Raw genomic sequence first — 18,318 nt, 5'->3', positions numbered from 1 at the left:
CACAGGGAGACGTGCTTGATTATTCGGTCGGCCACTCAGCCGTAAAGGAAACAGGTGAGTAGCTGATAGCGAGGAGATCGGTGAGTGGCTCAGGTAATACGTCAAGTAATGAATAACATGACTGTCCGGCTGAGTTGGGGGCTGGTACTGGTAACATTGACAGCGATGGTGTTGTTGGCCTGCGGGATTGGCCTCTACGCCCTGCACCATGGTGCCGACATCGTCCAAAGCAACGATGCAGCCTCGCAGCAGCAGGCATTTAATGCATTTGCCGCACAGATCCGCTGGGTCTTATTGGGTGTTGTGATGGTGACCATCGCAACGGTGATCATCGTGGTATGGGGGGTGGCGACCAATGTGCTGCGCCCATTAGATAACTTAGTGGGTTATTTCGAGCGTATGGCCAAGGGAGACCTCAGCCAGCAAATTACCGCGCCGGGTAATAACGAAATTGGCCGCCTTTACGTTGCCATGGCGCACATGCAGTCGTCGCTATCGCACACGGTGGGCGTGGTGCGCACTAGCGGTACCTCAATCTTTGAGCGCTCGCAGCAGATTGCCAGTGGCAACAATGATCTGTCATCGCGTACCGAGCAACAGGCGTCCTCATTAGAGGAAACCGCTTCAAGCATGGAGCAGCTCGCCTCAACGGTAGGCCACAATGCCGATAACGCTCGACAAGCCAGCCAACTGGCGGGAGATGCTACCCATACCGCGCGGCGCTCCGGCGATGAGGTAGGCGAGATCGTTGATACCATGCGTGAGATCAGCGCCAGTTCGCATCAGGTCGCCGATATCATTACCCTGATCGACAATATCGCCTTCCAGACCAATATTCTGGCGCTCAACGCGTCGGTGGAAGCAGCACGCGCTGGTGAGCATGGCAAAGGCTTCGCTGTGGTCGCCCAAGAAGTGCGTAGTCTTGCCAGTCGAAGTGCCAGTGCGGCAAAGGATATTCGGACCCTGATCGACACCTCGCTGAACAAGGTCGATGTCGGTACCGAGCGCGTCAACCAGGCCGGTCAGACGATGCAAGACCTGGTTGCCGCCGTGCAGCGGGTCAGTGACATCATGGATGAAATCGCCGCAGCCTCCGAAGAGCAAAGTAACGGCATTGGGCAGGTTAACCAAGCCGTGGCGCAAATGGATCAAGTGGTTCAGCAAAACGCTGAGTTAGTTCAACAAGCGGCGAGCAGTGCAAATGAGCTAGAAAGTGAAGCCGGGCGACTGCGTGAAGCCGTGGAGCGCTTTCGCGTCGCTGACTCGCTAACGGCGCCAACCACCACCCCCCGCCAGGCCACCCCGTTAGCCACTCCGCCATCCCGTTCTGCTGTGCCAGCTACCGCCGAAACAGCAACTGAATGGGAAGCGTTTTAAACGTTAACGCTGTGATGCAAAAGTGCTCAAGTAAGCGGGTTTCAGGCCGATAAGTTAATAGCTGGGGTAGAGAACATCTCCGCAAAAAAGCGCGTCGTTAAATCAAGGCGGCGTGCCTTTCGTGCCAGCAATCGGTTGTTTCTCAGACTCACCGTGTCGTGCAACCACCCCCGTGGCTAAGCAGCAAGCGGGTTAGGCTTTGTAGAGGAGTGGGAAATATTTTGACCGAGCAACGTGAAAGAGTCGACATCGGCCAGTGGGCGTCAGGCAGCCAAATTGAGCGCGACCTGGAGCTGACGGATGCTGACTTTACCCGTGTCCGCGAGCTGATTTATCAGCGTGCCGGCATTGTGCTGGCCGAACACAAGCGCGAAATGGTCTACAGCCGTTTGGCGAAGCGGCTACGCCATCACGGCATGACTCGGTTTAGCGACTACCTCGCCCGCCTTGATCGTCAGCCTGATGCTAAAGAGTGGGAGGCGTTTACTAATGCGCTAACGACGAACCTTACGGCGTTTTTTCGTGAGTCCCACCACTTTCCGTTATTAGCTGAGCATATAAAGCATAAGCAAGAACCTGTCTCGGTGTGGTGCTCCGCCGCGTCGACCGGTGAAGAACCTTACTCGATTGCGATGACGCTGCTCGAAACGCTCGGCGGGCGTGCATCTCAGTCCAGCGTTATAGCGACGGATATTGACACCGATGCGTTGGATAAAGCGCGCAAAGGGATCTACCCCCAGGAGCAGGTGCGCAAGCTAGACGAAGTACGTGTGAAGCGTTTTTTTCAGAAAGGCGCTGGTAATCACACTGGCTTAGCCCGTGTAAGGCCCGAAGTGACGTCGCTGGTCGAGTTTATGCCCATGAACCTGCTAGCTCCCCAGTGGCCGGTTAAAGGCCCCTTTGACGTGATTTTTTGCCGAAATATCATGATTTATTTTGATAAAGAGACTCAGGCGAAAATCCTCAAACGCTTCGCTCCCCTGCTCAAGCCCGACGGACTGCTGTTTGCCGGTCATTCGGAGAATTTTTCCTACATCAGCGATGCATTCAAGCTGCGTGGGCAAACGGTTTATACCCTGGCAAACAGATAAATCATCAACGTGCCTTGGCGCGGCAGACGGCTTGACGGATAAGGAGGCGTGCTTTGAGTGCAGCCAAAATAAAAGTGTTATGTGTAGACGATTCAGCGCTAATCCGCGATTTATTGACGGAAATTATTAACTCTCAGCCCGATATGGAAGTGGTCGCGGTAGCGCCCGATCCAATCGCCGCACGTGACCTGATAAAACAGCATAACCCGGATGTACTGACGCTTGATGTGGAAATGCCGCGCATGGACGGGCTGGATTTCCTCGAGCGTTTAATGCGCCTGCGCCCAATGCCGGTACTGATGGTCTCCTCGCTGACCCAAAGTGGCTCAGAAATTACCCTGCGGGCCCTGGAGCTTGGGGCGTTGGATTTTGTCGCCAAGCCCAGCCTGGGCATCCGCAGCGGGATGATGGACTACGCCAATGAGATTGCTGAAAAGCTTCGGGCTGCTGCGCGTTCGCGGCCACGCCAGGCGCGGCATAAAAATACGCCGCCCCCCGTCCAGCTAAAAGCCCCCATGGTCTCGAGTGAAAAGCTGATTATTATTGGCGCCTCGACCGGTGGCACCGAGGCGATCCGTGCCGTGCTTGAGCCGCTGCCGGCTAATGCACCGGCCATTTTGATTACTCAGCATATGCCAGGAGGTTTCACCCGTTCGTTTGCCGAGCGGCTTGACCGGCTGTGCCGCATCACCGTCAAAGAAGCTGCCGATGGCGAACGGGTGCTGCCTGGCCATGCCTACATTGCGCCGGGAGATCAGCACCTTAAACTGGCGCGTAGTGGGGCCAACTATGTCGCCCGGTTAGACGATGGGCCTCCGGTCAATCGCCATCGCCCCTCGGTGGACGTGCTATTTCACTCCGCCGCCGAACAAGCCGGTAAAAACGCCATTGGCGTGATTCTCACCGGGATGGGTAAAGACGGTGCAGCCGGGCTGCTTGAGATGCGTCAGGCTGGGGCCGCAACCATCGCCCAAAATGAAGAAAGTTGCGTGGTCTTTGGTATGCCACGCGAGGCGATTGCTATGGGGGGAGCCGCCGATGTCACTGCGTTGGGCGAAATCCCTGCGCGGTTAATGTCGCTGATTGACTCGTCGGGACGAGCACAGCGCGTATAACGACAACAACGTGTCAGCTTTGGGCTGTAAGGGAATGGTATGAATCGAATGTTTCGCAACCTGAGTATTAATGTTGCCGTGATTGCAGTGTTAATTGTGTTTCTACTGGCCGTTGGGGCCAACATGCTGATCTTCGCGCTTTCCGACAAGGCGACTCAGCGCATGGTAGAGACGATTGACCAGATTAATGTGCAGCAGCTTAACGAAATTAACCGTGCCGATGCGCTTTGGAGTGGCGCGCTGGTCGACCTGGAAATCGCCTCCAATGAATTTATGCTGGGGCGTAGCCGTCAAGCGACGGCGCGTCTTGAATCTGCCCAAGACCAGCTAGGTCGTGCAGAAGACCGCTTTAATCGCTTTGCGTCGGTACCGCGTAGCGACGGTGGTGAAGCGTTAGGGCAAGAGGTTGAAGCATCCTTTGAAGCTGTTTTTGCGCTAACCCATCAGCAGGTAGAAGCGCTTGACCAAATGGATACCACGGGATTCAACAGAATTCGCGAGGAAATGTTCGCCCCTGGTAAAGAGCAAGATGCCGCCCTCACGGAGTTCGTTCAGTACGCTGGTCAGCGTGGCGTCCAAGCGCAGCAAGAGCTTGATGACACTAATAATTTTTACACTATGCTCGAATGGGTAGTGCTCGCGGTCATTCTATTTTTAGCGGTATTGATTTATTTAGGCCTGCGCAAAATCGTCATTAGGCCACTTAACCAAGCGGTCATTCAGCTCAACACCATTGCCGACGCGGATCTCACCACGCCGATTCCGACCGGCGGTAAAAACGAAGTGGGTCAGCTGTACACCGCCATGAAGCGCATGCAGAACAGCCTCAATGATATCGTGACGCGAGTACGCGAAGGCAGCCGTGAGATTCACCACGGCACGCGGGAAATCGCTAGCGGTAACGCCGACCTGTCATCGCGCACCGAGCAGCAGGCCGCCTCAATTGAAGAGACTGCCTCAAGCATGGAGGAAATGACCGCGACGGTGAAACAAAATGCCGATAACGCGCGCCAAGCCAGCACGCTCGCCGTGGATGCGTCATCCACGGCAGAGCGCGGCGGAGACGTGGTGCAGCAGGTAGTGGAAACGATGCACGGCATTTCCAGCAGTTCGCAAAAAGTGTCGGATATTACTACCGTGATCGACTCGATCGCTTTCCAAACCAATATCTTGGCACTTAATGCGTCTGTTGAAGCGGCTCGTGCGGGTGAGCAAGGCCGTGGTTTTGCGGTTGTGGCCGGGGAAGTACGCAACTTGGCGAGCCGCAGTGCCGATGCTGCCAAAGAAATTAAAAGCTTGATTGATGACTCGGTCACCCAGATTCAACAAGGCTCTTCACTGGTCGAGCAGGCCGGGACAACGATGTCGGACGTTGTCACCGCTGTGCGCCGTGTCACCGATATTATGGATGAAATTTCTGCGGCCTCTCAGGAACAGAGCGACGGCATTGAGCAAGTCAGCCAAGCGGTCGGCCAGATGGATCAGGTTACCCAGCAGAATGCCTCGTTGGTGCAGCAGGCCACTGCCGCGGCGTCTTCGTTGGAAGAGCAGGCCAACCGGCTTGAAGAAGCGGTTGCAGTATTTAAGCTGGTAGGGTTGCAAGTGGCCCATCAGCAGACCAGTGCGCCTAACTCAGCCCCTAAAGCAGTGGCCGCAACGGCCACAAAAACATCATCTACTACGCCCACTCGTACGGTGTCTTCGCCTAGCGAACACGACGATTGGGAAGAGTTTTAACCAGCCCCGACTGATGAGAGGATGACCCATGGCAGATAAGAACATGAGCTTTTTGGTGGTGGATGACTTCCCCACGATGCGCCGGATTGTGCGCAGCTTGTTGAAAGAACTTGGTTTTACCAATGTTGACGAAGCAGAAGACGGGCAAGACGCGCTCAATAAGCTACGCGCTGGCAACTTCGAGTTTGTGGTCTCCGATTGGAACATGCCCAACCTGGACGGCCTGGAGATGCTCAAGGAAATCCGTCAAGATGACGCTCTCAAAGAGTTACCGGTACTAATGGTGACGGCGGAAGCCAAGAAAGAAAACATCATCGCGGCGGCCCAGGCGGGGGCTAACGGGTACGTTGTGAAGCCGTTTACCGCCGCTACCCTGGAAGAAAAACTCAATAAAATTTTTGAGAAAATGGGTAAGTAACGCGGCAAGGCCTGCGGGCCGGGATTACGAGGAGAGAACACCATGAGCCAGAATGAGCCGTCCAGTTCGACCCAGCTGTCCGATGAGGCCGCCGAAGACCTTATTCATCGCGTCGGCAAGCTGACCCGCATGTTGAGGGAAAATATGCGCGAGCTGGGGCTGGATAAGGAAATCGAGAAAGCAGCAGAAGCCATTCCAGACGCGCGAGACCGTCTGCACTATGTGGCTACCATGACCGAGCAAGCGGCTGACCGCTCGCTGAATGCGATTGATCGTGCGCAACCGCTGCAAGACCAACTCAGTGATCAAGCAGAATCGCTGGATAAGCGCTGGGCAGAGTGGTTCGAAGCGCCCCAAGAATTGGATGATGCCAAGGCACTCGTCAAAGAGACCCGTGGCTACTTGGGGAGCGTGCCGGGTATAACGGCAGCGACCAACAAAGAGTTGATGGAAATCATGATGGCACAAGATTTCCAAGACCTAACCGGCCAGGTCATCAAAAAGATGATGGACGTCATCCGCGAGATCGAACATCAGCTGGTTCAGGTGCTAATTGACAACGTTCCGGGTGCCCAGGCACGAGAAACGATGCAACGCAAGGCCGAAGATCAGTGGAAAAACGAGAATGCACGGCGTAACGAAGACCTTTTGAATGGGCCTCAAGTGAAGGACAATGCACCTGATATCGTGACCGGGCAAGATCAGGTCGACGATCTCTTGGACGAATTGGGCTTCTAACGCACTGTGTGAACGTTTGCTCGGGCTATACGAAGTTTCGCTCAGCCGTCCTTAGGGGCGGCTTTTCGTGTTTAGCCGCGATAAATTACCTGGCCGGATGACCTTATGGCAGAAAACGACAGCGACCAGGAAAAGACCGAAGAGGCCACGCCCAGACGAAAGGAAAAGGCGCGCGAAGAAGGTCAGGTGGCCCGGTCGCGGGAGTTGACTACTTTTCTCGTACTACTGGGCGGGGTGATCGGTCTATGGACTATGGGGCGGATGCTTTACAACCAGCTTGGCATGGTGATGGAGCAGGCGTTTTTGTTTGAGCGTCGTCAAGCCATGGAAAGTATGCCAATGCTGACTAATGCGCTAGACCTTGGTCAACGTACGCTGTTTGCAATGATGCCGTTGTTTTTACTGCTGACGATAATTGCTTTGGTGTCGCCGACGTTGCTAGGCGGTTTTCTGATTTCAGGAAAATCGCTGCAGCCCAAATTTTCAAAGTTAAATCCGATCGCTGGGCTGAAGCGTATGTTTGCCATGCAGGCACTTATTGAACTGTCCAAAGCGATTGCCAAATCACTTCTCGTCGGCGGGGTTGGGGCAGCGTTTTTATATCTGAATATGGGCAAGTTCATGTCGCTCATGGACCAGCCTATTCAGCAGGCGTTGGCCAGCGCGTTGACCATGTCGGCCCAAGCAGCGGGGTTAATGGTCTTGGCCCTGATTGTGGTGATTTTAATCGACGTGCCTTTCCAGCTTTGGAGCAATGCCAAAAAGCTGCGTATGAGCCAGGAAGAGGTTAAGCGCGAGCACAAGGACTCAGAAGGCGACCCGCAGGTTAAGGGACGTATTCGTCAGCAGCAGCAGGCGATGGCGCGGGGTCGGATGATGAGTAAAGTGCCCGAAGCCGATGTTATCATCACCAACCCGACCCACTATGCTGTTGCGCTGTCGTATCAAGAGGGTCAGATGGGCGCGCCAAGGTTAGTGGCCAAAGGTACCGATGCGGTGGCTGCGCGCATCCGTGAAATTGCCAATGAGGCCGGAGTGCCACGATTAGAAGCAGCACCATTGGCACGGGCGCTGTATCATCACGTCGACCTTGACGCCGAAATTCCGGCGAATCTATACACCGCCGTGGCTGAGGTCATGGCCTGGGCATATCGTTTGAAAACTATAGCGCAACAAGGAGGCGAGGTGCCCCCTACCCCCGATAACCTGCCGGTGCCCCCGGAAATGGAAACCCCCGGGCGTGGTACCGGTGGCAATGAGGCACAAACATGAAAGGCTTTAGCCAACTGATCAGCCAGCGAAACTGGATGAGCGACATGAAGGTACAGTTGCTCGCGGGACCGCTGCTGATCTTAATGATTTTGGGCATGATGATCGTGCCCCTGCCACCGTTTGCGCTGGATTTGCTGTTTACCTTCAATATTGCCCTGGCCATTATGGTGCTGATGGTCAGCATGTTTGCGCAAAAGCCCCTCGACTTTGCTGCCTTTCCCGCCGTGCTGCTGTTTACCACGCTGTTACGGCTCTCGCTGAACGTAGCGTCCACCCGCGTGGTGTTGATGGAAGGGCACCAAGGCGGTGCATCCGCAGGTAAAGTCATCGAGGCGTTCGGGGCGTTTCTGGTAGGCGGTAATTTTGCGGTGGGCCTGGTGGTCTTTTTGATTCTGGTGATCATCAACTTTATGGTCATCACCAAAGGTGCCGGCCGGATTGCTGAGGTCGGCGCGCGCTTCACACTGGATGCCATGCCCGGCAAGCAGATGGCGATTGATGCCGACTTAAATGCTGGGCTGATCGGCGAGGAAGACGCCAAAAAGCGGCGTGCTGAAATCGCCCAGGAAGCCGATTTTTACGGGTCAATGGATGGCGCCAGCAAGTTCGTGCGCGGCGACGCCGTGGCGGGTCTGGTGATCATGGTGGTCAACATCATTGGCGGCCTGATGATTGGCATGCTGCAACACGATATGAGCTTCGCCGACGCTGGCCGCACCTATATGCTGCTGGCGATTGGCGATGGCTTGGTCGCGCAAATACCGGCGTTGGTGATTTCTACTGCCGCCGGTGTGACGGTATCACGGGTAAATACTGACCAGGATGTCGGCCAGCAGATGATCAGTCAGCTGTTCGTCAACCCCCAGGTAATGATCCTGGCGGCGCTGGTCATGGGCCTGTTAGGTATCGTGCCGGGCATGCCCAATATGGTCTTCTTGCTGTTTACCCTGATGCTTGCTGGGCTGGCTTGGTTCATCATGCGTCGACAAGAGCAGGCACTGGTGAAGGAGGAAATTTCCGCCGCGCCGCCACCTACTCAGGAATCGCCAGAGGCCAGTTGGGAAGATGTTCAACTGGTCGATACGCTTGGGCTGGAAGTGGGGCATCGCCTGATTCCGCTGGTCGATTCACGCCAGAAAGGCGAGCTGTTGGCTCGGATTAAAAGCGTACGTAAGAAATTTGCTCAGGAAGTCGGCTTTTTGCCGCCGGTTGTACATATTCGCGATAACCTCGAGCTGTCACCTAACGCTTACGTGCTATCGATGAAAGGCGCCGAAATTGGTCGTGCCGATGCCTATCCAGGCAAGTGGCTGGCCATTAACCCAGGCCAAGTATCAGGCGAGTTGCAAGGTACGCCGACTCACGACCCGGCCTTTGGTTTGCCTGCGGTATGGATTGATACCGGCCAGCGGGAGCATGCTCAGGTGTACGGCTATACGGTTGTCGACGCCAGCACGGTGATTGCTACGCATCTTAACCACTTATTGCACCGTCATTCGCCAGAGATGTTGGGGCGTCAGGAAGTACAAAAACTGCTGGATAAGCTGGGCGGTGAACAGAAAGCGCTGGTCGAAGAAGTAGTGCCCAAAGCGATTTCGCTGACCGTGCTGCAGCGTATCCTGCAGAACCTGTTGGACGAAGACGTCTCAATTCGCGATATGCGGACCATCCTCGATACGCTGGCGGAGTTCGCAGGCCAGCAGCAGGATGCTAATGAACTAACGGCGCTGGTCCGGGTGGCCCTGGGCCGCTCGATCACCCAGCAATGGTTTGCCGGTCAGGATACCTTGAACGTGATGGGCTTGGATGCACAGCTAGAGCAAGTGCTGGTGCAGGCCATGAACGGCAACGGGGCCATGGAGCCAGGGCTTGCCGAAACGTTGATGACCCAGGCCCAGCAGGCGTTGGAGCGCCACGAAAGCAGCGGCGAGCCGCCGGTACTGGTGGTTCAGCATTCCCTGCGCGCGGTGCTATCGCGGTTTTTGCGCCGTCGCTTGCGCCATATGGCGGTCCTATCACAAGCTGAAATACCTGACGATCGCACCCTGCGGGTGACCACTGTGGTAGGGGGGCGCTAATGCCCGCGCTGCTATTTTTCCTCACGGCTCAGGGGTAATACATGAGTGTTAGACGTTTCGTGGGCGCTAATAGTCGCGATGTAATGCGCCAAGTGCGAGAAGCACTGGGTGACGACGCGCTGATTGTCGCTAACCGCCGCACTGAAGGCGGCGTCGAAATTCTCGCCATGGCGGATGAAGCCGTTGATCATTTCGAACCCTCACCGCCACCGCCTAGCGAGCCGACAGCCACGCCCAAGGACCCGCTCGAAGCGATGAGCGAGCGCTTACTACGCGAGATGCAGGATATGCGCTCGCTGCTCGCCTCCCAGCAAACCGACCACCGCGCGTCGCCCGCCTCAACCGCCAGCGGGGCCGAGCGCTGGCGCCAGCTACTTTGTGGCGTAGGATTTAGTACCGAGTTAGCTGACGACCTTTTGGTAGATTTGCCTACCAGCTTGGCGACGCCAACCGCCGATAGCGAGCAGGGGTTGGCATGGCTTCGCGAGCGACTCATGGCGCGCCTAACCGTTCTCCAGGATGAGCCTGAATTCTTTGATCAAACAGGCATTGTGGCGCTGGTGGGTCCCACCGGGGTGGGTAAGACGACCACCACCGCCAAGCTGGCGGCCCGATTTGTGATGCGCCACGGTACTCGCCCGGTCGCCTTGGTAACCACCGACAGCTTCCGTATCGGCGCCCATGAGCAACTGCGCATCTACGCGCGCTTGCTTGATATCCCCATGTACGCGCTGGATGCGGAACAACCCATCGACGACCTGTTGGGTCGCCTGCAGGGAAAGCAGTGGGTGATTATCGATACCGTGGGAATGAGCCAGCGCGACCAGCGGGTGATCGAACAGATCGCCCACCTGCAGGGCGGTCGTTCCAACGTCAGGTTGGTGCTACTGCTTAATGCCGCCAGTCAGCCGGAAACCCTCGAAGAGGTGGTGCTGCGCTATCGTCAAGCCGCCCGAGCGGCGGGTGCTGAGCTGGATGATTGCATCATCACCAAGCAGGATGAAGCGGGGCGGTTGGCGCCCATCCTGGATATTGTCATGCGCCATGGCATGCGTGTGCTGTTTGGCTCCTATGGCCAGCAGGTACCCGAAGATATGGCGGTGGCTGATCCTGCTGCACTAGTCGACCAGGCGTTGAACACAGCCGCCGCGCAGGTAGGCAGCGCTCCCATGACTACCTCGCCGATTAGCATGCCGCGCTGGTCGCGGGATGTGCTGGGCCAGGGCCGCCGTCTGTCGTCACTGTTTGCCCAGTTGCGCGAGCGGCTGGCGGGCTTTGACCGGCTGGAAGGCGTCTGGGACATCGCCAACTTGCCCAGCGTGTTGCAGGATCAGCGACTGGACGAGCTTCTGGAGGGGTACCCGCCGCCCCAGCGCATGCTGGGCATGACGTGGTCGCCACGCCGCAATGAACGTGGCTGTGATTGGGCAATGCCCGATATAGGGCTCGATGCAGATGGCGCCTGGATGGCGCTGCCCTGGCTACAGCACCGTCAGCCAGCCGGTTGGCAGCCGCGCATGGCAAACTTTAGTGAGCGCGATGGTGTCGCGGTCCATTTATTACCTGCCTTACCCGACAGCGAGGCATTGTCCTGGCTGGAGCGCCAATACTTGACCTGGGTCAGCTTGGCCCCGCCAGCCCTCAGGGTACACTTGCACGGCGAACGCTATGCGCTACGCCAATTGTTTGTGGAAAGCACGCTCAACCACCGCGTTAACGTGCGTTTCCGTGGCCAGCCGATGGCCCTGTGGACGGCCTATGCCGAAGTCAGCGATCAAGACGGACGGGAGTTGCTGGCGTGGTACGGCGAAGTGCGCGATCCGGAAAGTGCTAAGGTAGTCACGCGGCGTTATTGGCTTACACCTGCGCGGTTGGGCAATGAGGTGCTGAGCCTGTTGGTGACCCAACTGCAAAGCGAAGGGCTTTCAGCAATGACCCGTCGTGCCTGGCAACAGTTAAAAGATGCCGACAGTGGTGAGGTAAGCCCAGAGGTGCGATTGCTGATGGCCAGTGGTATCGCCGCCGTGGCGGGGCATCTCGACTGCGCTGACGATGAGGCCGCCAGTGCATTGCATAGTGACGTGTTGAACTTGTTGGGCAGCCGTCGGCGGCGGCGCGATACAGCGCTGCTCGATGCTCTGGTGTATGCCTTTATGGCCCGTGATGCGATCCGCCAGCTGGGTGGCGTTCACCGTGAGGGCTTGGTATGAGCGCTCATGACCAAGCCGCCGGGCTACGCAAGTGGGCCGACCTGCAGCGTCAGCAGCGGGGCGATGAAGCGCCCCCTGAGGCAACGGAATCGCCCCGGCCGATGGCCTACCGGTCGCCTGTTGTACCCAGCGCAGCGGCCATGATGCCGCCCGTCGGGCCACCTGTACCGAAAACGCCGTTAATGGTGATTGGGTTGCCCAACGCTGGGCCGGTTCAAGTACGTAAGGTTAGCGCGCGGCTAGGCCAGTGGGCTGCATTGGGACGCGCCTGGGCCAAGGACCCAGCCGACTGGGATATTCGTATTGTGATGCCGGATGCGCCCGAACTGGCACGACTTAGCCAGGATCATCGTCGCTGGGCACTATGGATACACAGCGATGCCGATGCGTTTGGGCGCATGTACCATGTATTGAAACAGCTAAGCCAGCATAACGGCCCGCAGCGTCTACTGGCGTTGCACGAGCCTAATTTGCCCAGGCAAGGTCTGTTGGAAAACCTACAGCAGGCGGCCAAGAACTATTTAGGCATCGAGCTGCTATTGTTGGCCCGCTGAGCGCGGCGAACGCCTGTAAAGCGCCTAATAAACGGGGCTAATTCGCTCATGAAAAGGAACCAAGCATGCTAGGCTATTGGCGTTATGTAATTAGCATTTTGGTACTAGCAGTGGGGACTGGCTCGTTAGCTCAGGCGGCGTCCAGCAGTTGGGTCACGCAAGTGCCGGGGCTTACGGTGGCCATGAGCGACCGCGCCAGCCGCAGTGATACGGCGCGTCCCCCAGCGGGTGTCGCCGCACCGACGGCGGTCATTGAGCGCGTCCAATGGCAATACCAGCATCCCCCCGGGGCAGCGCTTCAGTCCTGGCTATGTCATCCTGAGCGTTGTGTTCCTTTATCAGGGATGCGTGGGGAGACCCGTGCTTTATCAGGGCTAGGTGCGACAACGCCGCTGCATTTTCAGTTTGCGCTACGGCCAGGGCAGCGGCCCGTCAGCATTAAAGGGTTGCAGATGATTATAAATTATCAGTGAGTCAAGGTGGTTTAGCCGCGAGGCAAGAGGATGTATACAGCACAAGGCAGGATCGAACAAAGTGAGCTGATGACGGAGTACATGCCACTGGTAAGACGTCAGGCCTTGACGCTTCAAGTCAGGTTGCCAGCCAGCATTGAGCTGGACGACTTAATCCAGGCGGGCATGATGGGTCTATTAGAGGCCCTAGGACGCTTCGATGCCACTCAGGGCGCTACCTTTGCGACGTTTGCTAGTCAGCGCATTCGCGGCGCCATGGTGGATGAGTTGCGCACCCGCGATTGGCTGCCCCGCAGCGTCCGGCGCTCTGCCCGGGCCGTGGATGAGGCTGTCAGGCGATTGGAGCAATCGCTGGGGCGCGCCCCTGAAGAAGCAGAAATTGCGGCCTCGTTGGATATGCCGCTTGGCGATTATCAGCAACTGCTGCATGACACTAATAGTGGGCAGTTGCTGCCCTTCGAAGAGTTGGTGGCCGATGGCAGTGAGCCGTATAGTCGTGAGGCGAGTAGTTCGCCGTTCGATCATTTGCTAGATGGCCAACAGCGGGAAACGCTAGTGGCCGCCATTGAGGCATTGCCCGAGCGTGAAAAGCTGCTTATGGCGCTGTATTACCAAGAAGAATTGAATTTAAAAGAAGTAGGTGCTGTGTTGGGCGTTACTGAATCACGCGTTTCCCAACTGCATAGCCAAGCGGTGAGTCGCCTGCGCGCAAAGTTAAACGATTCGGCGTAGTCGTGACGGCAAAAACGGCGGGGAACGCGCTGCTGTTTCAACACCCCGCGCTAACGCGTCCCGTATTTAATGCTTTAAGGAGCACGACATGAATCCATCGACGCTGATAGGTATATGTGCCAGCATCCTGCTGTTGGTAAGCGTCTTGTTTTTTACTGCTGAATCGCCGGAAAGCTTCTTCAATTTACCGGGGCTCGCTATTGTGGTCACCGGTACGCTTGCCGCCACCTTTATCAGCTATCCACTTAAAGAAGTGCTCCGTGTGGTGCGTTTGGTCGGGCTTGTCTTTCGCCGCGAAAATACCTATGTGCGTGACGATATCAACGAACTGGTTTCCATGTCGCGGCTATGGTTTAAGGGCGATGTTCGCGCCGTTGAGAGAGAGCTTGAACATACCCGCAACCCGTTTTTACGTACCGGTATCCAACTGGTTATCGCCAACACCAAAGAAGACGAAATCTTCGATATGTTGCGCTGGCGTATAGCGCGGCTAAAAGCGCGCGAGCATGCGGAAGCGCAAATTTTCCGAACCATGGCCACTTATGCACCGGCGTTTGGCATGATTGGCACGCTAGTAGGCCTGGTCAATATGCTGGAAGTCATGGATTCCGGCAATCTTGACGTCATTGGCCCGCGTATGGCGGTGGCCTTGCTGACGACCTTCTATGGTATTTTGCTGGCCAATCTGGTGTTCAAGCCTGTCGCGGTAAAGTTGGAGCGGCGCACCGAAGAACGGCTGATTACCATGAATATGGTATTGGAAGGGATTTCACTGATTACCAAGCGCCGGTTGCCTTCCTTTATCGAAGAAACGCTCAATTCGTTCATCGCTAATTACCATGACGAAATCCGTGAACCTGACGTTAAGAAGCCGCGCACCCGCACAAGTGCTGCTGCCAAAGGGTAGCGGCCATGTTAGACAGGGATACGCGACAGACCTTAGAGGCGCCGCTGCTAACGGGTGGAGAGGATGATGGTTGGCTAACCAGCTACCTGGACGTGCTGACGTTATTGCTTACCCTGTTCGTATTGCTGCTGTCTTTGGCCCCGCCGGGCGGTAACGATGAGGGTGCCGCCGGCAGTGTCGCCGAGGTGTCTCCCGGCGCTATCGAAGACCTGCCCCTGGCCACCTTGGCAGCCGGTATCCAGCCGCGGCATAGTGGCGTGCAACCTCGCTTCGACGGCATTCGTATCCCCGGGGTGGACGTATCCCAAGGCCAGGAAGGCGTGACGCTGCGCATCAACGATAGGCTGTTATTCGATAGCGGGCGGGCACAGCTTACCGGTCAGGGCCGCGATCTCATTGCCAGCCTAGTGGATGTATTGAATGCCTTTGAAGGGCAGGTATCCGTCGAAGGACATACCGACAATGTGCCCATTGCGACCTCGCGCTTCCCATCCAATTGGGAGCTCTCATCAGCTCGTTCCATCGCGGTGGTTCGCCATTTAGAAAGCCAAGGGCTCAATGTTGATCGCATGCGCGCCGTTGGCTATGCCGATACCCAGCCGATAGAAAACAACGCCACGTCGCAGGGACGAGCCGCTAATCGACGGGTTGAACTTGTGCTTAGGCAACCGTCAGCGCGCGAGTAAATAACCTCTTACAACCCTTACGAAGCCTGCTGACACAGGGCCTGCATGCGCGCCAGCGCTTCCCCTGCGCCCTCCAGGCTAAACGTCATATACCAAGGCTCTTCATCGCCTTGATCAAAGCCCAGGAATATCCGCTCACCGTCGCTCATGTCGGCGATTAAAGCGTCGATATCGTTTAAATAAAAGTGGGCATAAAAGCCGTTATCGGCGCGCTCGGTAATAAATTCGGCAACGCTGTTGAGTCGTTCGCGCTCATCGACGCGTAATCGCGCGGGTACCAGATCGTCCGCCCGGCTTTCTCCTTGGGCGGCGTCCAGCTCAACGCGCATTTCCAGCCACGGCAAATCGCATACGCCTTGGGTGGCGTTGACGCTCAAGGTGGCATCCGAGTAGCTATGGGTCTCCACCGCACGAAAATGCCGCTCTTCACCGAGGGTCAATGACATTGACTGCCAGTGACCGTGGGCTTGATCGTCTTCGACGTTAAACGATACGGCATAAGCCGATGGCAGCGATAAGACCAACGCCGCGCCAAGCGCGGGGTAAGCAAGTGCTGAATAAAAGCGGGACATTAACGGCATGAACAGGCCCATCATCTGGAAAACCCTTAGCCTATCGTCTGATGGCCAAGGGCAAAAGACTAACGCGCTGATTTTTCTATATATGGTAGAAAAAGTGTGAAAAAACGGCCGATGTAGTGCAAAGTCAAGGCTATACTTCATTTGATTGCCCCGTATAATCGTGCTGATTAACGCGCCATTTCCACCGCCGTGAAGGAGTTTTGCGACATGAGTACTGCTACCCAGGCTATGAACACTTCGAACGATGTCCCACTGCAGGAGCCGTCGCGAGAAATTTGGGACGCTAAATATCGTCTCAAAGATCGTCATAGTCAGCCGGTGGATCAGGACCTGGGCGCAACCTTCGAGCGGGTGGCGAAAGCCCTGGCGGAGGTGGAAGGCGATAAAGCCGATGAGTGGCTGCCCAAATTTCGCTGGGCGTTGGAACACGGCGCGATTCCCGCCGGGCGAATCCTCTCAAATGCCGGCGCTGAAGCCTATAAGCCAGCGGTGAGCCTGATTAACTGCACGGTGTCGCGCACCATTCGCGATTCAATGCGCGATATTCTGGATTCCGTAGTGGACGCGGGCATGACGCTCAAGTCTGGCGCGGGCATCGGCTACGACTTCTCGACGCTGCGGCACAAAGGGGCGTTTGTGTTTGGCGCTGGCGCGGGCACCAACGGCCCGCTGGCGTTTATGGATATCTACGACAAGATGTGTTTCACCGTGGCCTCCGCCGGCGGCCGTCGCGGTGCGCAGATGGGCACCTTCGATGTCGGCCACCCCGACGTGCGTGAATTTATCCAGGCCAAGCGCGAAGCCGGGCGCCTGCGTCAGTTCAACCTCAGTCTGTTGATCACCGATGAGTTCATGGAGGCCGTGAAGCGCAACGCCGACTGGCCGCTCGCCTTCCCGCTGCACCCCGGTGAAAAAGACGACGTCAGCGCCGAGGACATCATCTACCGTGACTGGCCAGTGGTCGAGGAAGGCTACACGGTTGACGATGAAGGCCGCGTGGCCTGCCGAATTGTCGAAGTGATCAAGGCGCGGGAGCTGTGGGACACCATCATGTCCTCGACCTACGACTACGCCGAGCCAGGGTTCATCCTGATCGACCAAGTAAACCGCATGAACAACAACTGGTTCTGCGAAGATATCCGTGCCACCAACCCTTGCGGGGAGCAGCCGCTGCCGCCGGAAGGCGCGTGTTTGCTGGGCTCGGTCAATCTGACCAAGTTCGTCATTGAGCCGTTCAGTGACAAGCCCCGGTTTGACTGGGACCGCTACCGCCAGGTGGTGGCCATTTTCACCCGCATGCTCGACAACGTGGTCGAAATTGCTGGTTTGCCGCTGCCCCAGCAGCAGCGTGAAATTGAGGCCAAACGCCGCCATGGCATGGGATTTTTGGGCCTGGGCTCGACGCTAACCATGCTCAAGATCCCCTACGGTTCGCAAGCATCGCTGGCGTTTACCGAAGAAGTCAGCCGCCATTTGGCGCTTGAGGGCTGGAAGCAAGCGCTGGAACTTTCCCAAGAGAAAGGTATGGCCCCGGTGCTTGCTGAAGAGCACGTTATCACGCCGAAGATGATGCGCGAGCGGCCGCAGCTTGCCAAAGACGGCTACGAAGTGGGCGACAAGGTGCCGGGGCGTATTCTCCACGCCCGCTATAGCCAGTACATGGCCAAAGTGGCCGAGCTGGAGCCCGAACTGGTAGCCCAGCTTGCCGAGCACGGCGCACGCTTTACCCACCATAGCTCGATCGCGCCGACCGGTACGATTTCGCTGTCGATGGGCAATAACGCATCTAACGGCATCGAGCCGTCGTTCTCGCACCGCTATTTCCGCAATATTATCCAGTCGGGCAAGAAAACCAAAGAGCAGGTCGAGGTAGTTTCTTTCGAGTTAGCGGCTTATCGTCACTTTATTGCCGCCGATGCAGTTGACAGTGACCTGCCCGATTACTTCATCACCGCCGACGCGGTGAGCCCTGAACAGCACGTCGCGGTACAGGCGGCGGCACAGCAATGGATTGATTCGGCGATCTCCAAAACGGTCAATGTGCCCACCGAATTTCCGTTTGAAAACTTCCAGGACTTGTATCTGCAAGCTTATGAAAGCCGTCTGAAAGGCTGCACCACCTTCCGCTTTAATCCAGAAGCCTTCCAGGGCGTACTGGTGCGCGAGGATGACCTGAAAAATACCACCTATGTGTTTGAGCTTGAGAACGGCGAAACCCTCGAGTTGACCGGCGATGAGAAAGTGGTATACGACGGCGAGGAGCATAACGCCGCCAACCTGTTTGATGGCTTAAAAGAAGGCACCTACGGCAAATGGTGATGCAGGACCAAGCCTCATCACGCACAACGC

Annotated in this window: 16 protein-coding genes; 15 read left to right on the top strand and 1 reads right to left on the bottom strand. The window is 56.8% G+C overall.

Going from position 1 to position 18,318, the window contains the following annotated elements; all coding sequences use genetic code 11:
- The first annotated feature begins 108 nt into the window (after positions 1-108).
- From GA0071314_RS17955 to GA0071314_RS17890, 14 genes are all read left to right on the top strand, one after another.
- Positions 109-1,377, top strand: coding sequence for a methyl-accepting chemotaxis protein (locus tag GA0071314_RS17955; RefSeq protein WP_074397939.1), 1,269 nt, complete (start codon positions 109-111; stop codon positions 1,375-1,377).
- Between the two features lie 221 nt (positions 1,378-1,598).
- Positions 1,599-2,468: a CheR family methyltransferase gene (locus GA0071314_RS17950; protein ID WP_074397938.1), complete on the top strand. Its 870-nt coding sequence runs from the start codon at positions 1,599-1,601 to the stop codon at positions 2,466-2,468.
- Between the two features lie 53 nt (positions 2,469-2,521).
- Positions 2,522-3,583, top strand: coding sequence for a protein-glutamate methylesterase/protein-glutamine glutaminase (locus tag GA0071314_RS17945; protein WP_074397936.1), 1,062 nt, complete (start codon positions 2,522-2,524; stop codon positions 3,581-3,583).
- A 39-nt stretch (positions 3,584-3,622) separates the two neighbouring features.
- On the top strand, positions 3,623-5,320 hold the full coding sequence (locus GA0071314_RS17940; RefSeq protein WP_074397934.1) for a methyl-accepting chemotaxis protein: 1,698 nt from the start codon (positions 3,623-3,625) through the stop codon (positions 5,318-5,320).
- A gap of 28 nt (positions 5,321-5,348) precedes the next feature.
- Positions 5,349-5,738: a chemotaxis response regulator CheY gene (gene cheY, locus GA0071314_RS17935; RefSeq protein ID WP_074397932.1), complete on the top strand. Its 390-nt coding sequence runs from the start codon at positions 5,349-5,351 to the stop codon at positions 5,736-5,738.
- 42 nt (positions 5,739-5,780) lie between these two features.
- The gene (gene cheZ / locus GA0071314_RS17930) at positions 5,781-6,476 is read left to right on the top strand and encodes a protein phosphatase CheZ (RefSeq protein WP_074397930.1); all 696 of its coding nucleotides are present in this window, start codon (positions 5,781-5,783) and stop codon (positions 6,474-6,476) included.
- A gap of 105 nt (positions 6,477-6,581) precedes the next feature.
- On the top strand, positions 6,582-7,748 hold the full coding sequence (gene flhB / locus GA0071314_RS17925) for a flagellar biosynthesis protein FlhB (protein WP_074397929.1): 1,167 nt from the start codon (positions 6,582-6,584) through the stop codon (positions 7,746-7,748).
- Positions 7,745-9,826: a flagellar biosynthesis protein FlhA gene (gene flhA, locus GA0071314_RS17920; protein ID WP_074397927.1), complete on the top strand. Its 2,082-nt coding sequence runs from the start codon at positions 7,745-7,747 to the stop codon at positions 9,824-9,826. Before flhB ends, flhA begins: the two co-directional genes overlap by 4 nt.
- 41 nt (positions 9,827-9,867) lie before the next feature.
- Positions 9,868-12,036 (top strand): flagellar biosynthesis protein FlhF, encoded by a 2,169-nt coding sequence (gene flhF / locus GA0071314_RS17915; protein WP_074397926.1) that lies wholly within the window; start codon positions 9,868-9,870, stop codon positions 12,034-12,036.
- Positions 12,033-12,590, top strand: coding sequence for a hypothetical protein (locus GA0071314_RS17910; protein ID WP_074397924.1), 558 nt, complete (start codon positions 12,033-12,035; stop codon positions 12,588-12,590). The genes flhF and GA0071314_RS17910 overlap by 4 nt, the downstream gene beginning before the upstream one ends.
- A gap of 65 nt (positions 12,591-12,655) precedes the next feature.
- Complete coding sequence (locus tag GA0071314_RS17905; RefSeq protein WP_074397923.1) at positions 12,656-13,063, top strand: flagellar protein FlhE; 408 nt, start codon at positions 12,656-12,658, stop codon at positions 13,061-13,063.
- Positions 13,064-13,093: 30 nt separating this feature from the next.
- Positions 13,094-13,795 carry an RNA polymerase sigma factor FliA gene (locus GA0071314_RS17900; RefSeq protein ID WP_074397921.1) on the top strand — a complete coding sequence of 234 codons (702 nt, stop codon included), beginning with the start codon at positions 13,094-13,096 and terminating at the stop codon, positions 13,793-13,795.
- 88 nt (positions 13,796-13,883) lie between these two features.
- Positions 13,884-14,702, top strand: a complete 819-nt coding sequence (locus GA0071314_RS17895; RefSeq protein ID WP_074397920.1) for a motility protein A — start codon at positions 13,884-13,886, stop codon at positions 14,700-14,702.
- Positions 14,703-14,707: 5 nt separating this feature from the next.
- Positions 14,708-15,388: an OmpA/MotB family protein gene (locus GA0071314_RS17890; protein WP_074397918.1), complete on the top strand. Its 681-nt coding sequence runs from the start codon at positions 14,708-14,710 to the stop codon at positions 15,386-15,388.
- 17 nt (positions 15,389-15,405) lie between these two features.
- Here the strand turns inward: GA0071314_RS17890 and GA0071314_RS17885 are convergent, their stop codons facing one another.
- The gene (locus GA0071314_RS17885; protein WP_331710466.1) at positions 15,406-15,984 is read right to left on the bottom strand and encodes a hypothetical protein; all 579 of its coding nucleotides are present in this window, start codon (positions 15,982-15,984) and stop codon (positions 15,406-15,408) included.
- A 192-nt stretch (positions 15,985-16,176) separates the two neighbouring features.
- On the opposite strand from GA0071314_RS17885, the gene GA0071314_RS17880 reads away from it, so the two are divergent.
- Complete coding sequence (locus GA0071314_RS17880; protein WP_074397917.1) at positions 16,177-18,288, top strand: adenosylcobalamin-dependent ribonucleoside-diphosphate reductase; 2,112 nt, start codon at positions 16,177-16,179, stop codon at positions 18,286-18,288.
- Positions 18,289-18,318: the final 30 nt, after the last annotated feature.

It is taken from the genome of Halomonas sp. HL-93 (assembly GCF_900086985.1).
Lineage (GTDB): Bacteria > Pseudomonadota > Gammaproteobacteria > Pseudomonadales > Halomonadaceae > Vreelandella.
Note: the sequence above shows the minus strand (reverse complement) of the source record. Positions and strands in the feature narration are given on the sequence as shown.

Coding starts and splice junctions, on each gene's coding strand:
- GA0071314_RS17955 (WP_074397939.1), top strand. CDS start 109: ATGAATAACATGACTGTCCGGCTGAGTTGGGGGCTGGTACTGGTAACA.
- GA0071314_RS17940 (WP_074397934.1), top strand. CDS start 3,623: ATGAATCGAATGTTTCGCAACCTGAGTATTAATGTTGCCGTGATTGCA.
- cheY (WP_074397932.1), top strand. CDS start 5,349: ATGGCAGATAAGAACATGAGCTTTTTGGTGGTGGATGACTTCCCCACG.
- cheZ (WP_074397930.1), top strand. CDS start 5,781: ATGAGCCAGAATGAGCCGTCCAGTTCGACCCAGCTGTCCGATGAGGCC.
- flhB (WP_074397929.1), top strand. CDS start 6,582: ATGGCAGAAAACGACAGCGACCAGGAAAAGACCGAAGAGGCCACGCCC.
- flhA (WP_074397927.1), top strand. CDS start 7,745: ATGAAAGGCTTTAGCCAACTGATCAGCCAGCGAAACTGGATGAGCGAC.
- flhF (WP_074397926.1), top strand. CDS start 9,868: ATGAGTGTTAGACGTTTCGTGGGCGCTAATAGTCGCGATGTAATGCGC.
- GA0071314_RS17910 (WP_074397924.1), top strand. CDS start 12,033: ATGAGCGCTCATGACCAAGCCGCCGGGCTACGCAAGTGGGCCGACCTG.
- GA0071314_RS17905 (WP_074397923.1), top strand. CDS start 12,656: ATGCTAGGCTATTGGCGTTATGTAATTAGCATTTTGGTACTAGCAGTG.
- GA0071314_RS17900 (WP_074397921.1), top strand. CDS start 13,094: ATGTATACAGCACAAGGCAGGATCGAACAAAGTGAGCTGATGACGGAG.
- GA0071314_RS17895 (WP_074397920.1), top strand. CDS start 13,884: ATGAATCCATCGACGCTGATAGGTATATGTGCCAGCATCCTGCTGTTG.
- GA0071314_RS17890 (WP_074397918.1), top strand. CDS start 14,708: ATGTTAGACAGGGATACGCGACAGACCTTAGAGGCGCCGCTGCTAACG.
- GA0071314_RS17885 (WP_331710466.1), bottom strand. CDS start 15,984: ATGATGGGCCTGTTCATGCCGTTAATGTCCCGCTTTTATTCAGCACTT.
- GA0071314_RS17880 (WP_074397917.1), top strand. CDS start 16,177: ATGAGTACTGCTACCCAGGCTATGAACACTTCGAACGATGTCCCACTG.